The sequence below is a fragment of the Microcystis sp. 0824 genome, assembly GCF_003112475.1.
Lineage (GTDB): Bacteria > Cyanobacteriota > Cyanobacteriia > Cyanobacteriales > Microcystaceae > Microcystis > Microcystis aeruginosa_C.
The window spans coordinates 23971-37089 of record NZ_BDSM01000002.1 but is presented as its reverse complement, the minus strand read 5'-3'; the positions used below and the strand labels follow the sequence as shown (position 1 = coordinate 37089).

At 41.7% G+C, this 13119-nt stretch carries 15 protein-coding genes and 2 pseudogenes; 13 read left to right on the top strand and 4 right to left on the bottom strand.

The window, feature by feature from the left end:
- Positions 1-9: 9 nt before the first annotated feature.
- Positions 10-573, bottom strand: a complete 564-nt coding sequence (locus tag N0824_RS00370) for a phycobilisome protein (RefSeq protein ID WP_108935291.1) — start codon at positions 571-573, stop codon at positions 10-12.
- 149 nt (positions 574-722) lie between these two features.
- Between N0824_RS00370 and rseP the strand changes: the two genes are divergently transcribed.
- The 3 genes from rseP (at position 723) to N0824_RS00355 (ending at position 3148) form a co-directional block, all read left to right on the top strand.
- Entirely contained in the window at positions 723-1814 is a 1092-nt protein-coding gene (gene rseP, locus N0824_RS00365; RefSeq protein ID WP_108935290.1) for an RIP metalloprotease RseP, read from the top strand.
- The gene (gene nth / locus N0824_RS00360; protein ID WP_108935289.1) at positions 1814-2470 is read left to right on the top strand and encodes an endonuclease III; all 657 of its coding nucleotides are present in this window, start codon (positions 1814-1816) and stop codon (positions 2468-2470) included. Before rseP ends, nth begins: the two co-directional genes overlap by 1 nt.
- A 69-nt stretch (positions 2471-2539) precedes the next feature.
- Entirely contained in the window at positions 2540-3148 is a 609-nt protein-coding gene (locus tag N0824_RS00355; RefSeq protein WP_108935288.1) for a rhomboid family intramembrane serine protease, read from the top strand.
- Here N0824_RS00355 and N0824_RS00350 read toward each other — a convergent pair.
- Positions 3145-3471: an antibiotic biosynthesis monooxygenase gene (locus tag N0824_RS00350; RefSeq protein WP_002759792.1), complete on the bottom strand. Its 327-nt coding sequence runs from the start codon at positions 3469-3471 to the stop codon at positions 3145-3147. The genes N0824_RS00355 and N0824_RS00350 overlap by 4 nt on opposite strands.
- 162 nt (positions 3472-3633) lie before the next feature.
- On the opposite strand from N0824_RS00350, the gene N0824_RS00345 reads away from it, so the two are divergent.
- Positions 3634-4176 (top strand): NADPH-dependent FMN reductase, encoded by a 543-nt coding sequence (locus tag N0824_RS00345; protein WP_108935287.1) that lies wholly within the window; start codon positions 3634-3636, stop codon positions 4174-4176.
- On the opposite strand, the gene folB is transcribed toward N0824_RS00345, so the two are convergent.
- The gene (folB, locus tag N0824_RS00340; RefSeq protein ID WP_108935286.1) at positions 4163-4519 is read right to left on the bottom strand and encodes a dihydroneopterin aldolase; all 357 of its coding nucleotides are present in this window, start codon (positions 4517-4519) and stop codon (positions 4163-4165) included. The two genes, N0824_RS00345 and folB, sit on opposite strands and share 14 nt — an antisense overlap.
- 159 nt (positions 4520-4678) lie before the next feature.
- Here folB and N0824_RS00335 point away from each other — a divergent pair, with 159 nt between their 5' ends.
- From N0824_RS00335 to N0824_RS00295, 9 genes and pseudogenes are all read left to right on the top strand, one after another.
- Entirely contained in the window at positions 4679-5599 is a 921-nt protein-coding gene (locus N0824_RS00335; protein WP_108935285.1) for a glycosyltransferase family 2 protein, read from the top strand.
- Between the two features lie 14 nt (positions 5600-5613).
- Positions 5614-6573: a GDP-mannose 4,6-dehydratase gene (locus N0824_RS00330; RefSeq protein ID WP_108935284.1), complete on the top strand. Its 960-nt coding sequence runs from the start codon at positions 5614-5616 to the stop codon at positions 6571-6573.
- 2 nt (positions 6574-6575) lie between these two features.
- Positions 6576-7379: a glycosyltransferase gene (locus N0824_RS00325; RefSeq protein ID WP_108935283.1), complete on the top strand. Its 804-nt coding sequence runs from the start codon at positions 6576-6578 to the stop codon at positions 7377-7379.
- Positions 7380-7408: 29 nt separating this feature from the next.
- A pseudogene (locus N0824_RS00320) lies at positions 7409-8143 on the top strand (glycosyltransferase family 2 protein); the annotation flags it as partial.
- 151 nt (positions 8144-8294) lie between these two features.
- Positions 8295-8543 (top strand): annotated as a pseudogene (locus N0824_RS00315) (glycosyltransferase); the annotation flags it as partial.
- A gap of 27 nt (positions 8544-8570) precedes the next feature.
- Positions 8571-9125, top strand: coding sequence for a phycobiliprotein lyase (locus N0824_RS00310; protein WP_002804207.1), 555 nt, complete (start codon positions 8571-8573; stop codon positions 9123-9125).
- 85 nt (positions 9126-9210) lie between these two features.
- Positions 9211-9603, top strand: a complete 393-nt coding sequence (locus N0824_RS00305) for a heavy metal-responsive transcriptional regulator (protein ID WP_108935282.1) — start codon at positions 9211-9213, stop codon at positions 9601-9603.
- A gap of 5 nt (positions 9604-9608) precedes the next feature.
- Entirely contained in the window at positions 9609-10829 is a 1221-nt protein-coding gene (locus tag N0824_RS00300) for a hypothetical protein (protein WP_108935281.1), read from the top strand.
- Entirely contained in the window at positions 10826-11608 is a 783-nt protein-coding gene (locus tag N0824_RS00295) for a hypothetical protein (RefSeq protein ID WP_108935280.1), read from the top strand. The genes N0824_RS00300 and N0824_RS00295 overlap by 4 nt, the downstream gene beginning before the upstream one ends.
- A 161-nt stretch (positions 11609-11769) precedes the next feature.
- Here the strand turns inward: N0824_RS00295 and metK are convergent, their stop codons facing one another.
- A complete protein-coding gene (gene metK / locus N0824_RS00290) occupies positions 11770-13020 on the bottom strand; it encodes a methionine adenosyltransferase (protein WP_108935279.1) in 1251 nt (416 codons plus the stop codon).
- Positions 13021-13119: the final 99 nt, after the last annotated feature.

Sequence of the window (13119 nt, the reverse complement as noted above, 5' to 3'; positions counted from 1 at the left end):
GCCTCGGTTTTAAAACTTTTTCATAACCGCAATTAAGTGATCAAAATAGGGAGTAATTGCGGTTTTTTCTGAGTCGCTAAAATAATCTAAACTGTATTGTTTTAAGGCTTCTAACCCCGAAATCATCGCCCCTAATGGTACTTGCAATTCTTGGTAAAGAAGACGCATATTTTCCAATCCCTCGGCGCTGGTGTAGGGAATCTGCTGTCCGGCGACACCGTAGGTAATACAACGTAAAAAGTTCCAGAAATCACGCCAACAAGCTTCGGCACGGTGGGGTGGATGAAGATCGCCTCCGGGTTGAAAAATGGTGGGAAATTGGCTTAATAAAGCCTGACGAGCGTTATCGACGATACTATTAGCATTATCCCGCAGTTTTCGAGCTTGCTGACTAGAAACCAGTAAATCAGGCTCTAAATTGACGATAGTATCTAAATCACTATCATCGAGATAGCGAGTTTGATCATCCGCTTGTTGCCAAACAGCGATCGCTGCTTGCTGATAGGGCCAATTGGCGAAACTGATGATTCTCGCTTTTGGGATTAATTGCTGGGCGCGCTCACTCAAAGGCATCGATCGCTCTCCGTCGGGTCAAATTAGGCGGTTAAGATCACTTTTAGCATAAATGATCGAAAAATTAGCGATAACTAGAGATTTTTTGCAATCTGCCCGGGAGGATCGCTTACAATTAACAAAAGCTAATTCATTATATTTTGATCATCATGTCAGTTTTAATAGCGATCGGTGTCCTTGCCCTATTAATTGTCGTTCACGAATTAGGTCATTTTGCCGCTGCTCGTTGGCAATCTATCCATGTTAATCGCTTTTCCATCGGTTTTGGTCCAGCTTTAGCTAAATATCAAGGTAAAGAAACAGAATACGCCCTCCGCGCCATTCCTTTGGGGGGTTACGTTGGTTTTCCCGATGACGATCCCGATAGTCAAATTCCTAATAACGATCCTGATTTATTACGCAATCGTCCTGTTTTCGATCGAGCTATCGTCATTAGTGCGGGAGTAATTGCTAATTTAATTTTTGCCTATTTTTTGCTTGTTACCCAAGTCGCTACGGTGGGTTTTCCCCAAATTAACTATCAAGAAGGGGTAATTATTCCAGAGGTTTTCACCTCGGAGAATTCCGTCGCTAAACAAGCGGGAATGAAAGCGGGGGATATCGTTCTTGCTGTCAATGATCAGCCCCTTACTGCTTCTCAAAATGCCATTATTGACTTCCGTGACATTATTCAATCTTCCCCCGATCAACCCCTAAAATTAACCATCAAACGCCCCACAGAAACTCTCGATTTAATCGTTACTCCTGAATTGGGAAGTGATGGTCAGGGTAAAATTGGGGTGAGATTGGCTCCTAACGGTGAAGAAACTCGCCTGAAAGCCGATAATTTTGGTCAAGCTTTTAGCTTAGGTGCGGGTGAATTTCAACGATTAATTGTATTAACCGTGCAAGGTTTTGGGCAGTTAGTTAGTAACTTCAAAGACAGTGTTCAACAGGTAGCAGGACCGGTTAAAATTGTTGAATACGGAGCAGCAATCGCTCGTAATGATGCGGGTAATCTTTTTCAATTTGCCGCCCTAATTAGTATTAACTTAGCGGTGATTAATATTCTGCCTTTACCTGCTCTTGATGGTGGTCAGTTGGTATTTTTATTAATCGAGGCTTTAGTAGGTAAACCTCTCCCAACTAAACTGCAAGATAACATCATGCAAACAGGTCTAGTTTTACTCTTAGGATTAGGAGTTTTCTTAATCGTGCGCGACACGGCTAACCTAGCAGTTTTTCAGGATTTATTCCAGTGATGGCCCCGCGAAAAAAAACTAAGCTTCAACTACGCGCCCTAGAGATTTTAAGCAACTTAAAGCGATTATATCCAGAGGCAACCTGTAGCTTAAATTATCAAACTCCCGTGCAGTTATTGGTGGCAGTTATTCTCTCGGCACAATGCACTGATGAGCGGGTAAATAAGGTGACTCCTGCTTTATTTGCTCGTTTTCCCGATGCTAAATCCTTAGCTTTTGCCGAGCGAGAGGAGTTAGAAACTCTGATTCGTTCCACGGGATTCTATCGCAATAAAGCCAAAAATATTCAGGGTGCTTGTCAAAAAATTCTTAAGGATTTTCAGGGGGAAGTACCCAAGACAATGGAGGAATTATTAACTTTACCCGGAGTAGCTAGAAAAACGGCTAATGTGGTACTTGCTCACGCTTACGCGATTATTGAGGGGGTGACAGTAGATACCCACGTTAAGCGCTTAAGTAATCGTTTGGGTTTAACTACTAATAACGATCCGGTGAAAATTGAACGGGATTTAATGGCTTTACTACCTCAACCAGATTGGGAAACTTTTTCTATTAGTATTATTTACCACGGCCGGGCGGTTTGTAAAGCGAGAAATCCCGCTTGTTTTTCCTGTCAATTAGCCTCTCTTTGTCCTGCAGCAAACAGTAAACAGTAAACTGAAAACTCACACCTGATAACTGGTAACTGAATCACTGATAACTGATAACTGATCTGGGGGGCTATAATGGGAAAAAATAGCTCATCCATCAATCTTATGAGTCAAGGATCACGGCAAGAAATAAAAACCCAAGCAATAATCCTCGCTACTTTTGTGGCGATTTTTTGGCTGTTAGAGATTTTAGATCAATTTGTTTTTCGGGGCAGTTTAGACTATTTCGGGATTATTCCCCATCAAGTCATCGGATTGCGGGGTATTCTTTTCGCACCTTTCCTACACGGTGACTTTCCCCATCTTATTGCTAATACGGTTCCTTTTCTGATTCTCGGTTGGTTGGTGATGTTACAGGAAACCAGTGACTTTTTTATTGTGACTGGGTTAACTATGCTGGTGGGGGGGTTAGGAGTCTGGTTATTTGCTGCTCCCGGATCTATCCATATCGGGGCAAGTATCTTGATTTTTGGCTATTTAGGTTTTTTATTACTGCGGGGCTATTTCCAAAGAAATATTCCTTCTATACTCTTGTCAATTCTAGTCTTTTTACTCTACGGTGGCACAATTTGGGGCGTTTTGCCTTCCCATCGGGGAATTTCTTGGCAAGGACATTTATTCGGTTTTCTAGGCGGGGTTTTAGCCGCCAAATTAATCGCCACCGAAAAGAAACATTATTCCTAAATGGGGGAACCTTCTATCTCGCTACATACTTCGTAAAAATCGGTGACAGGCGGTTTCGCAAATAGAGGGGCCATGGATTTCAGCAATAATTCATGGGCTTCGCTTTTATTTGCCTCCATATCATCGATTTTATCCCAGATGATTACGGCAATTCCTTCGTCGGTTCCGGGTTTTTGCAACAGAAAAGCCCCCTGGAATCCCGTAGAATAGGTGGAAACGGCTTTTTCGTAGAGTTTTTGGGCCTCGGAAAAACACCCCGGTTTGAATTCACCAATAGCCACATAGGCATATTTATGTTTGAGAAAATCGAGAAATTCTGGCATGGCAATCAGGGGAAATGGAATAAATCTTTCTTTCTACTCCCATTAAAACTTAGATCGATCGCTCCCCCAGCCCCATCGACATATTTTTTTAACTAAGCTTGCCCCAATTGTCTGTTTTTTTTGTTAGCTTATATGTAGTCGTTATGAGTTCGTATAAATTCTATGATCAAAATTGTTGGTATTAATGGCAGTTTACGCCCGGGATCCTATAGTGCGATGGCGTTAGAAGTTGCTATCAGTCGAGTAGGGGCGTTAGGAATAGAAACGGAGATAATTGACCTGAGAAAACTCTCTTTACCCTTCTGTAACGGGGGAGATGACTATTCTGACTATCCCGATGTGGCCAAAATGCAGCAAACGGTTAAATCGGCAGCGGGGTTAATTTTGGCGACACCGGAATATCATGGCAGTGTCAGTGGTGTGATGAAGAATGCCCTAGATTTAATGAGTTTTGAGGAGTTATCGGGAAAGGTTGCGGGGTTAATCAGTGTTTTAGGCGGCCAATCCAATAGTAACGCCCTCAATGATTTAAGAATCATTCTCCGTTGGGTTCATGCTTGGGTAATTCCCGAACAAATTAGCTTAGGACAAGCGTGGAAAGTCTTCAACGAAGAAGGAAAAATCCTTGACGAGAAGCTTTCCCAACGTTTTGACGCTTTTGCGCGAAGTTTAGTCGATAATACCCGTAAACTCAACGAGATCTAGTAATATCAATGGTGATTTTACCAGTAAAATTGGGAATTGGGGCGGCAGGTTTCGATAATTGTACTCTTACCTGTCGCACTCCCTCGAGTTTTAGGATATCCTCAGCGATAACCGTGGCCAACTTTTCCACTAGGGCAAATTTGCCGGTTTCAATCTGGTGTTTGACAATTTTGATCGCCTGTCGATAATCTAGAGTATCTTCAATTGCGTCACTTTTGCCAGCAATGCTGATATCAACTTCTAGGGATAAATCTACCTCAAACCATTGACCTAAAACCTGTTCTTCGGCCAGATATCCTGTGTAACCGTAGGCACGAATTCCTGTAACGTGAATAGTATCCATAGATAGTTAAATTAAAAAACTGGTAGCGTTGGTCACAAATTTACGAGAAACTCTATAAGTAAAAAGCAATCTCGGAGTCTCGGAGTCTCCTCAAGTATTTTTACATTTTTCCAAAGGAATGCTAAGTTTTAGGGTATTAAATGAGTAACCTTGATAGCCATGGCTCCTAAGATAGCAGGTATTATCTGTACCCACAACCGCGATCACTACCTAGAAGGAGCGATCGATAGTCTTTTGGCGCAAACTTGCCCAGATTGCGAGATTTTAGTGGTTGATAACGCATCTACCGATAAAACCCGTCAAGTGGTAGAGTCGCGTCTGGGAGATGGGCGGCTAAAATACGTTTACGAACCTATTTTAGGGCTATCTACCGCCAGAAATCGCGGGGCGAAGGAAACTAGAGCGCCGATTTTAGCTTATTTGGATGACGATGCGATCGCCAGCCCTCAATGGTTGCAAATTCTGTTAAATGCCTACGAAAATAACGAAAAACTGGCAGTAGCAGGGGGAAAAGTCACCTTAATTTGGCCGCAAGGCTACAGTCAACCCAATTGGTTATCCGATCAGTTAGCAGGGAGTTTAGGGGCTTTCGATTTGGGCGACAATGTGATATATATCAGCCAAGCGGATTTAACTCCGCGAGGGGTTAATTACTCAATCCGGCGGGATTTCTGGGAGAAGATCGGCGGTTTTGACCCTAATTTGGGAAGAATAGGCAAAAAACTTCTCTCTAACGAGGAATTATACACTACAGAACTGGCACTTGCCCAGGGATGGCAAGTGGGCTATTTTCCCGAAGCATTAGTGGAACACAATGTTGCGCCAGAAAGAATCAACCGTCAATGGTTTATGCGTCGCAGTTGGTGGCAAGGCATCAGCGAACACTACCGGGAAGAAGTGGCAGGAAAGACGGGATTGGCTCAATTTGGGCGAGGAGGTGAGCGTTTGGTGAGAGGATTGGTTAAATCTGTCAAATTTATCAATGATCCTGCTAAAAGCTTTGATAGTCTTCTCTATGCCTATGGACAAATCGGTTATTTAAGCGAAGCCGCCAAGGCGATGTTAACCCCTCAAAAGTAAATTATTGTAAATAAATGGGTAAAAAAGCGTTAATTTGTGGTGTATCGGGGCAGGATGGAGCCTACCTAGCCGAATTACTGTTAGAAGCCGGCTATACAGTTTGTGGCACCTCCCGGGATGCCCAAATGTCCTCTTTTAGTAACCTGAAACGTTTGGGAATCAAGGAACAGGTAAAACTAGAATCAATGGCACTGAATGACTTTCGCAGTGTCCTACAGGTCTTAATTAAAATTCAGCCCGATGAGGTCTATAATTTGGCCGGACAAAGTTCTGTGGGTTTATCCTTCGAGCAGCCGGTGGAAACCTTAGAAAGTATTGCCACGGGAACCTTAAATCTCTTAGAAGCAATTCGATTTACTGGAGCAAAAATTAAATTATATAATGCCGGATCGAGTGAATGTTTCGGGGATATAGGCGATAATTCTGCTGATGAAAATACCCCTTTTCGTCCTCGCAGTCCCTACGCTGTGGCTAAATCGGCGGCTTTTTGGGAAGTGGCTAATTATCGAGAAGCCTACGGAATTTTTGCCTGTTCAGGCATACTTTTCAATCATGAATCTCCCCTGCGTCCCGAGCGCTTTGTTACCCAAAAAATTATCGCTGCCGTGGCTAGAATTGCCCAGGGAAGCCCCGAGACTTTACACTTAGGAAATATGGATATTCAAAGGGATTGGGGTTGGGCGCCGGAGTACGTTGAAGCGATGTATTTAATGCTGCAACAGGAGCAACCCGATGATTACGTCATTGCCACGGGAGAAAGTTCAAAACTAGAGGATTTTGTCGCCACAGCTTTTGCTACTGTTGGCTTAAATTGGCAAGATCATGTAATTTCTGATCGCAGTTTATTAAGACCAACAGATTTAGCCATTAGTCGTGGTAATCCAGGCAAGGCTAAGGAAAAATTAGGTTGGCAAGCACGATACAAAATGACCGATATTGTCCGCATGATGGTGGAAAATCGTTTAGAGAAATAGCTATGAATATCTTAATGATTAGTTCCACCCTTCTCTATCCATCTCGCAAAGGAGGAACTCAAGGCAGAACTTTTAATTTACTCAAGTATCTTAGCAAAAATCATGATATTACTGTCATCGTTCAGCCTAATGCTGATGTCAGCGATGAGGAGGTAGAAAAGTTAGGTAAATTTGTTAGTGAATTGGTAGTTTTTACCCGTCCTCGAGATGCCAAAACTGGAATAATTGCTAAACTGCAAAGATTAGCTCAATTCCTGCAACAAGAGATGCAAAACTGGATAGATAGGGCAGTTAAGAGTCAAAAATTCTCCATAATTACCAGCGAACATAGTGTTAATGAAATTTATATTCGTCCCCAAGGACAACTTACTTACCCCGATACTTTAATAGTCGGTGGTAATCCATCCCTAGAAGTGCAAGAATTAACTAAGTTAAAAGGAGTAATTGTAACGGGACGAGTACCATCAATGACCACCTATCTTCATCAGGCAACTATGGCAGTTATTCCCCTAAGAACAGGTTTTGAAATTCATTCCAAAACCCTAGAATCTATGGCTGCAGGGGTGCTGGTGGTGGCCAGCGATCGAGGTTTAGAAGGATTAACAGTGGTGGGAAATAATGTTCCTTTAGCAGCCTTAAGTGCTAATAGTATTGAGCAATATTATACGGCGATTAGTAGTTTTTTTGAATCGGCAGAGTTGCGAGAAAAATTATCTAGAAATGCTCGCAAATTAATCGAAGATAATTATACTTGGCAGCAAGCAGTTGCTAAGTATGAACAAGTTTTGACTGCTGACATTTGTTAGGTAATTTCTCTAGTTTTTTGTCAATTAATATGCTATCAAATCAAATACCAGTGAAAATATCCGTTGTTGTTCCTCTGTATAACGAAGAAGAAAATGTCGATGCTCTCTTTCGGCGACTTTTAGCGGTTTTAGAGGCAATAAATACCAGTTATGAGATTGTTTGCGTTAATGATGGTAGTCGTGACAATACTCTCAAAAATCTCGTGGAATATCATCAACTTTACCCACAAATTAAAGTGGTTAATTTATCGCGTAATTTTGGTAAAGATATCGCCATGTCAGCAGGAATTGATTACAGTCAAGGAATGGCAGTTATTCCTATTGATGCTGATTTACAAGATCCCCCAGAATTAATTGCCGAAATGATCGAAAAATGGCAGCAGGGTTATGATGTGGTTTATGCGTCCCGTCGGGTTAGAATTGGCGAAAGTTGGTTGAAACGTTTCAGCGCAGAAGGTTTCTATCAAGTCATTAATAAATTAAGTCGGGTTCCTATTCCCCCTAATACGGGAGATTTTCGCTTGATTGATCGCCGAGTGGTAGAATCAATTAAAAAGATGCCCGAACGTCAAAGATTTATGAAAGGAATATTTGCTTGGGTGGGATATAAACAGACATCAATTTTATTCGATCGAGAACCCCGGTATCAAGGACAAACTAAATGGAATTACTGGAAATTATGGAATTTTGCCATCGATGGTATTACCTCTTTTATTTTTTTACCTCTAAAAGTCTGGACCTATGTAGGATTTATCATTGCATTTAAGTAGGTAGGCGTTAAAAGTTGTCAGATGCCCCCCTTATCAAGGGGGGATTAAAGGGGGGACTAAGGGGGGATCGGCACCCCCCTTATCAAGGGGGGCAGGGGGGATCGAACCTAAAATCCATTTTTAATTTAATTATAACCAGCTACTTATTAGTCTTGTTTATGCTAGTTTTTTAATGCTTAGGACTATCATTTTAGGAATCGATGTACCCGGATACGCTTCTCTGATGGTTGCTGTCTTATTTTTAGGAGGAATTCAATTACTCACCCTGGGTATTATTGGCGAATATATTGGCAGGGTTTATGAGGAAGTAAAAGGCCGGCCACTTTATCTGGTTCGAGATTGTTATGGTTTTGAAAATAGGGAACAAGTTACTGATAAAATAACTCAAAATTAAAATACTGACAAGAGGAGAATTAAGTCTATGAATACCGAAGTTTTTCAGCAATTTTTTGCCTATTGTGTCGGTAGTTGGCAAACGGAAAGAACCTATCATTATCTAGCGGATCAAGAAGTGGAACGTTCCCGTACTGAATTCCTCATTCAACCCCTGACTAGGGAGATTAAACAGAAAGTTCTGACAGATAATAACTATCCTGATATTGCTGATTTAGAAAGTATCCCCGGGTTTAATTTAGGTTTCTATACCATCTCGGAAAAAGGCGAAGAAGTGCGACAAAATCTTAATCTTTTATTTGTGGTTAAAGCAGAAAATAACGGTTATTTAGAAGGGGATTATCTTCGTGATCGCGCCTACGAAGAAGCAAGACCAATTATCTCCGCTTTTCGCTTTGATTCCACTACCAGAGAGTTATTAATGACCACCAATTATACTCGCAGTGTTTCCGTCGATTCAATTACTTTAATCAATCCAGACCTGCGAATTCGCAAAATTATTAACTATCAACGTCCCCAGGAGGGGGAACCCTTGGAAAAAGTTCTCTTGGTCGGTTTTGGGGTTGAGTGTAAAGTCAGTTAAAAAAATATTTCTTCTCCCCCCCTTGATTCTCCAGTCGGGGGGAGATTTTATCATGGAGAAACGATAGGATTAAGGAGCAAAAATAATGCTCAAAATCGGTCAACTTTCCCTAGAAAGTGGCGTTTCAATTAAAACGATTCGTTATTACGAGGAATTAGGACTAATTCAGTCCCCTGAAAGGACAGAGGGAAAATTTCGCCTATTTACTCCCGATACTGTCCATCGCTTGCTATTTGTCAAGAGATTACAATCTTTGGGTTTAAGTCTGCAAGAGATCCGCGAATGTTTAGTAATTCATGACCATGGTGAGTTACCCTGTGCAGATATTCAGGAAAAATTAATTAAACATATTGCTGAGATCGATCGACAAGTGGAACAATTGCTTTTATTGCGTCAACAATTAACCGAAACCCTGCAAGGATGGACGGATACACCAGCAAAAGACGATCAATTTATTTGCCCTAATCTCAAGGTTTAACTATTATGAAAAAGTTAATTTTATTGGTAAGTGTAGCACTTATTTCTACTCCTGTTATTGCTCAACATTTACATCTTGATTCACCTCAAACTCAGACTTTACAAGCAATTCCTGCCAATATACCAGCTTGGATGTACAACAAGCAACGTAATCATATTTATCCCCAAAGAGGGGTTTATAACAATGCCATTTATAATGTCAGAGATTTAGCTTTAGACTTGAATGCGATCGCTGTTGGTCATGCCTTTGCCTACGAAGATATCGTAACGGGAAAAGCGAAAGATTTAGAAACTAAGACATACCAAAAAATTAATTGGGTTTTAAAAAATCCGCCTAAATTTATGCCCGACGAGGGTAATATTTCTCCAACTTTTGGCAGAAAATACGGTGTTTTAGAACAGGTTTTCGAGTGGGCGCATATTTTCCATGCTCAAACCGTTGATGTTTTAGCCAGCAGCAAATTAACCAACGAGGAAAAAGAAGCAGAAATTGAAAAATTATATCAATTTTACTTGACAAAAGTTCCCTATGCTATTACGGGATTACCGATGAATATGGGTTATCTGGATTCCCAGCCCTATTCTAAAGCTTTTCGCCAGAAATATCCGAAAGTAAATGGCTTATTTTGGGGCTACCATTGGCTACAAGGAACCATGTATGACTTGCTTTATGAGAAAACTTTAGAGGAACAAAAACAGGCTTATAAACAGGTGGGTAAACAATACCATACTAAGGAATTATATCGCACAGATCGAGCTTTTATGCCCATGTTTGCCGAACTTAGTCCCAAGTTTGCCCGACGTTTTCCCGCAATATCTAACACCTTTGATAACCTGCATATGTTGCACGATATGGTTAATGATATTCTGGCATCAGATTGGCTAACTCCCCAACAAAAAGACGAACAAATTACCCGCGCTATTTGGTTAGTAATGGCCGCTAATCATCAAGGAATGGCAGCAGGAAAAAATTATGGTGGTGAAGGACTACATGATCATCGTTTTGAGTCAGGAATTCCGGGTATGGGATTAATGCCAGCAGATATTTCTCACGAAGGTCATAATCACGAAAATCCTGATAATTCTGAGAAAAAACCTGATGATTCTCAAGTAGATCAGGGAAGAGATCACCAACACCATAACCACGAAAATCACTCCCCAGAAAACCCTGCTAATACGGAGAAAAAACCTGACCACAGCAATGCTCAAGAGGAACCGACAAAATGAGAAGATTTTTATCGATTGCCGTGGGTTTAGTTGCCAGTTTTACTAATCCAGTTTTTGCCAACGATCATAACAATCTTGATTCCGGTCGTCCCCTTTCTTTTGATGATGCTGAAAGTATGGGTTTTGGGGAACAATCGATAGAATTTGGAGGAAGTCTAGTCTTTCCTGAAAACAGCAATGTCGGTGGTGAATTTGATATTGAATACCTCAACGGTATTATTCGCAATGGTCATATTATTATCGGCATCGATCCGCAAGTGGGAGGACGAGTTAATAGTGATGATACAAGTTTTGATGTGGGAAATTTATCTGTAGGTTTTTTCTATAATTTCAATCGAGAATACGATAATATCCCCGCTTTTGCTATTCGTACCGATGTGGGATTACCGACAGGAAATAACGCCGGGGGATTAGATTTTCGTCTGCGGGGAATTGCCAGTAAAACTGTTGGTCAATTCGATCGCTTGCATCTTAATCTCGATTTAAACATAAAAACTGACCCCGATGACGGCGATCGATCTTTTTTACCCGCTGCAATTCTCGGTTACTCCCGACCGATTGGTTATCCGAAACGCTTCGATCAAACTTTTTTAGCAGAATTGGGCGTAATTACCAGCGAGAATAGTAATGGTGGTGCTTTAATTCGCACTGGAATGGGAATTCGTCAGCAAATTAATCGTCAAGGTGTGATCGATTTCGGTATCGAGGGAGATATTGCCACTAATAGCCATGATCAAAGTCAATTAAAGCTAAAAATTGGTTATTCTTTCAGATTTTAGCCTAGCATACTGAAGATTAATCTTCAGGTTAGAAAATCTGATTATTTATTCACCCTTTTGCCTCTTCTCATAAGTAGCCTATACTCAACGAATTTAGTATAAAAAAGGAATAGAGCCTGAAACTCTATTCCTGAATCAAAATTTTCAGTTAATTTTTAACCCTATACCACCGCAGAAGTCAAAGCTTCTTTGAGGATAGCGGCTTTATCGGTTTTTTCCCAGGGTAAATCGAGATCATTGCGACCAAAATGACCATAAGCGGCTACATCTTGGTAAAAACGCTCGCCTCTTTCACTGGGTAAACCGCGCAGGTTAAAGGTTTGGATAATACCGGCCGGACGGAGTTCAAAGTATTTATTGATTAAGTCCAGAATCACATCATCGGCGACTTTGCCAGTGCCAAAGGTTTCCACGAAGACACTCACCGGACGAGCTACCCCAATCGCATAACCCACTTGAATCTCGCACTTATCGGCCAAACCAGCAGCGACGATATTTTTGGCCACATAACGGCAAGCATAGGCCGCAGAGCGATCAACTTTGGTAGGATCCTTACCGGAGAAAGCACCGCCACCGTGACGAGAATAGCCACCGTAGGTATCGACGATAATTTTCCGTCCCGTTAATCCCGCGTCGCCTTGGGGTCCACCAATGACGAATTTTCCAGTGGGATTAACCAGATAACGGGTGTTGGCATCGGGTTTAATCTCTAAATCGCTGAAGACCGGTTGTACTACCGCTTCCCAGAGATCACTTTTAATCTTTTGTTGGACGAGATCATTATCGGTGATATCGCCGATAGTAGCATCGTGTTGGGTAGAAACAAGGATAGTATCGATACCCACGGGACGACCATCTTCATAAATGACCGATACTTGCGTTTTACCGTCGGGACGCAGATAGGACAGTTCACCCGTTTTTCTGACTGCCGCTAAACGGCGAGCGATGCGGTGGGCTAAACTAATCGGTAAGGGCATAAATTCGGGGGTTTCATTGCAAGCGAAACCAAAGACAATACCCTGGTCTCCCGCACCAATTTTATCGAGTTCATCATTGCTGAGAAGTTCGCGATTTTCCTGAGCAGCCGTGACACCCTGGGAAATATCGGGAGACTGTTCGTCTAAAGCGACTAAAACGGTGCAACTATTCGAGGAAAATCCGTTATCTGCGTTGATATAACCGATTTCAGCGATTTTACTGCGAACTAAATTGACGAAATGAACCTGCGCTTTCGAGGTGATTTCACCGGTAATCAAGACTAACCCTGTATTGACAACCACTTCAGCCGCTACACGACTGTGGTCATCTTGGGATAACAGAGCATCGAGAATGGTATCAGAAATCTGGTCACAAATTTTATCGGGATGTCCCTCTGTAACCGATTCGGAGGTGAACAAATAACGTTTAGACAAGTGATGTCCCTCACATAGTAGTACATTTGAACGTGAAAAGATTCCAAGAAATCTTTGATCATACAGTGTAACAGGGAATTTGTAGAGATCAAGTATTTT

Excerpts from the sequence above, each read along its gene's own strand:
- rseP (WP_108935290.1), top strand. The coding sequence starts at position 723 with ATGTCAGTTTTAATAGCGATCGGTGTCCTTGCCCTATTAATTGTCGTT.
- folB (WP_108935286.1), bottom strand. The coding sequence starts at position 4,519 with ATGGATACTATTCACGTTACAGGAATTCGTGCCTACGGTTACACAGGA.
- N0824_RS00355 (WP_108935288.1), top strand. The coding sequence starts at position 2,540 with ATGGGAAAAAATAGCTCATCCATCAATCTTATGAGTCAAGGATCACGG.
- N0824_RS00345 (WP_108935287.1), top strand. The coding sequence starts at position 3,634 with ATGATCAAAATTGTTGGTATTAATGGCAGTTTACGCCCGGGATCCTAT.
- N0824_RS00295 (WP_108935280.1), top strand. The coding sequence starts at position 10,826 with ATGAGAAGATTTTTATCGATTGCCGTGGGTTTAGTTGCCAGTTTTACT.
- N0824_RS00305 (WP_108935282.1), top strand. The coding sequence starts at position 9,211 with ATGCTCAAAATCGGTCAACTTTCCCTAGAAAGTGGCGTTTCAATTAAA.
- N0824_RS00325 (WP_108935283.1), top strand. The coding sequence starts at position 6,576 with ATGAATATCTTAATGATTAGTTCCACCCTTCTCTATCCATCTCGCAAA.
- N0824_RS00335 (WP_108935285.1), top strand. The coding sequence starts at position 4,679 with ATGGCTCCTAAGATAGCAGGTATTATCTGTACCCACAACCGCGATCAC.
- N0824_RS00350 (WP_002759792.1), bottom strand. The coding sequence starts at position 3,471 with ATGCCAGAATTTCTCGATTTTCTCAAACATAAATATGCCTATGTGGCT.
- nth (WP_108935289.1), top strand. The coding sequence starts at position 1,814 with ATGGCCCCGCGAAAAAAAACTAAGCTTCAACTACGCGCCCTAGAGATT.
- N0824_RS00310 (WP_002804207.1), top strand. The coding sequence starts at position 8,571 with ATGAATACCGAAGTTTTTCAGCAATTTTTTGCCTATTGTGTCGGTAGT.
- N0824_RS00330 (WP_108935284.1), top strand. The coding sequence starts at position 5,614 with ATGGGTAAAAAAGCGTTAATTTGTGGTGTATCGGGGCAGGATGGAGCC.
- N0824_RS00300 (WP_108935281.1), top strand. The coding sequence starts at position 9,609 with ATGAAAAAGTTAATTTTATTGGTAAGTGTAGCACTTATTTCTACTCCT.
- N0824_RS00370 (WP_108935291.1), bottom strand. The coding sequence starts at position 573 with ATGCCTTTGAGTGAGCGCGCCCAGCAATTAATCCCAAAAGCGAGAATC.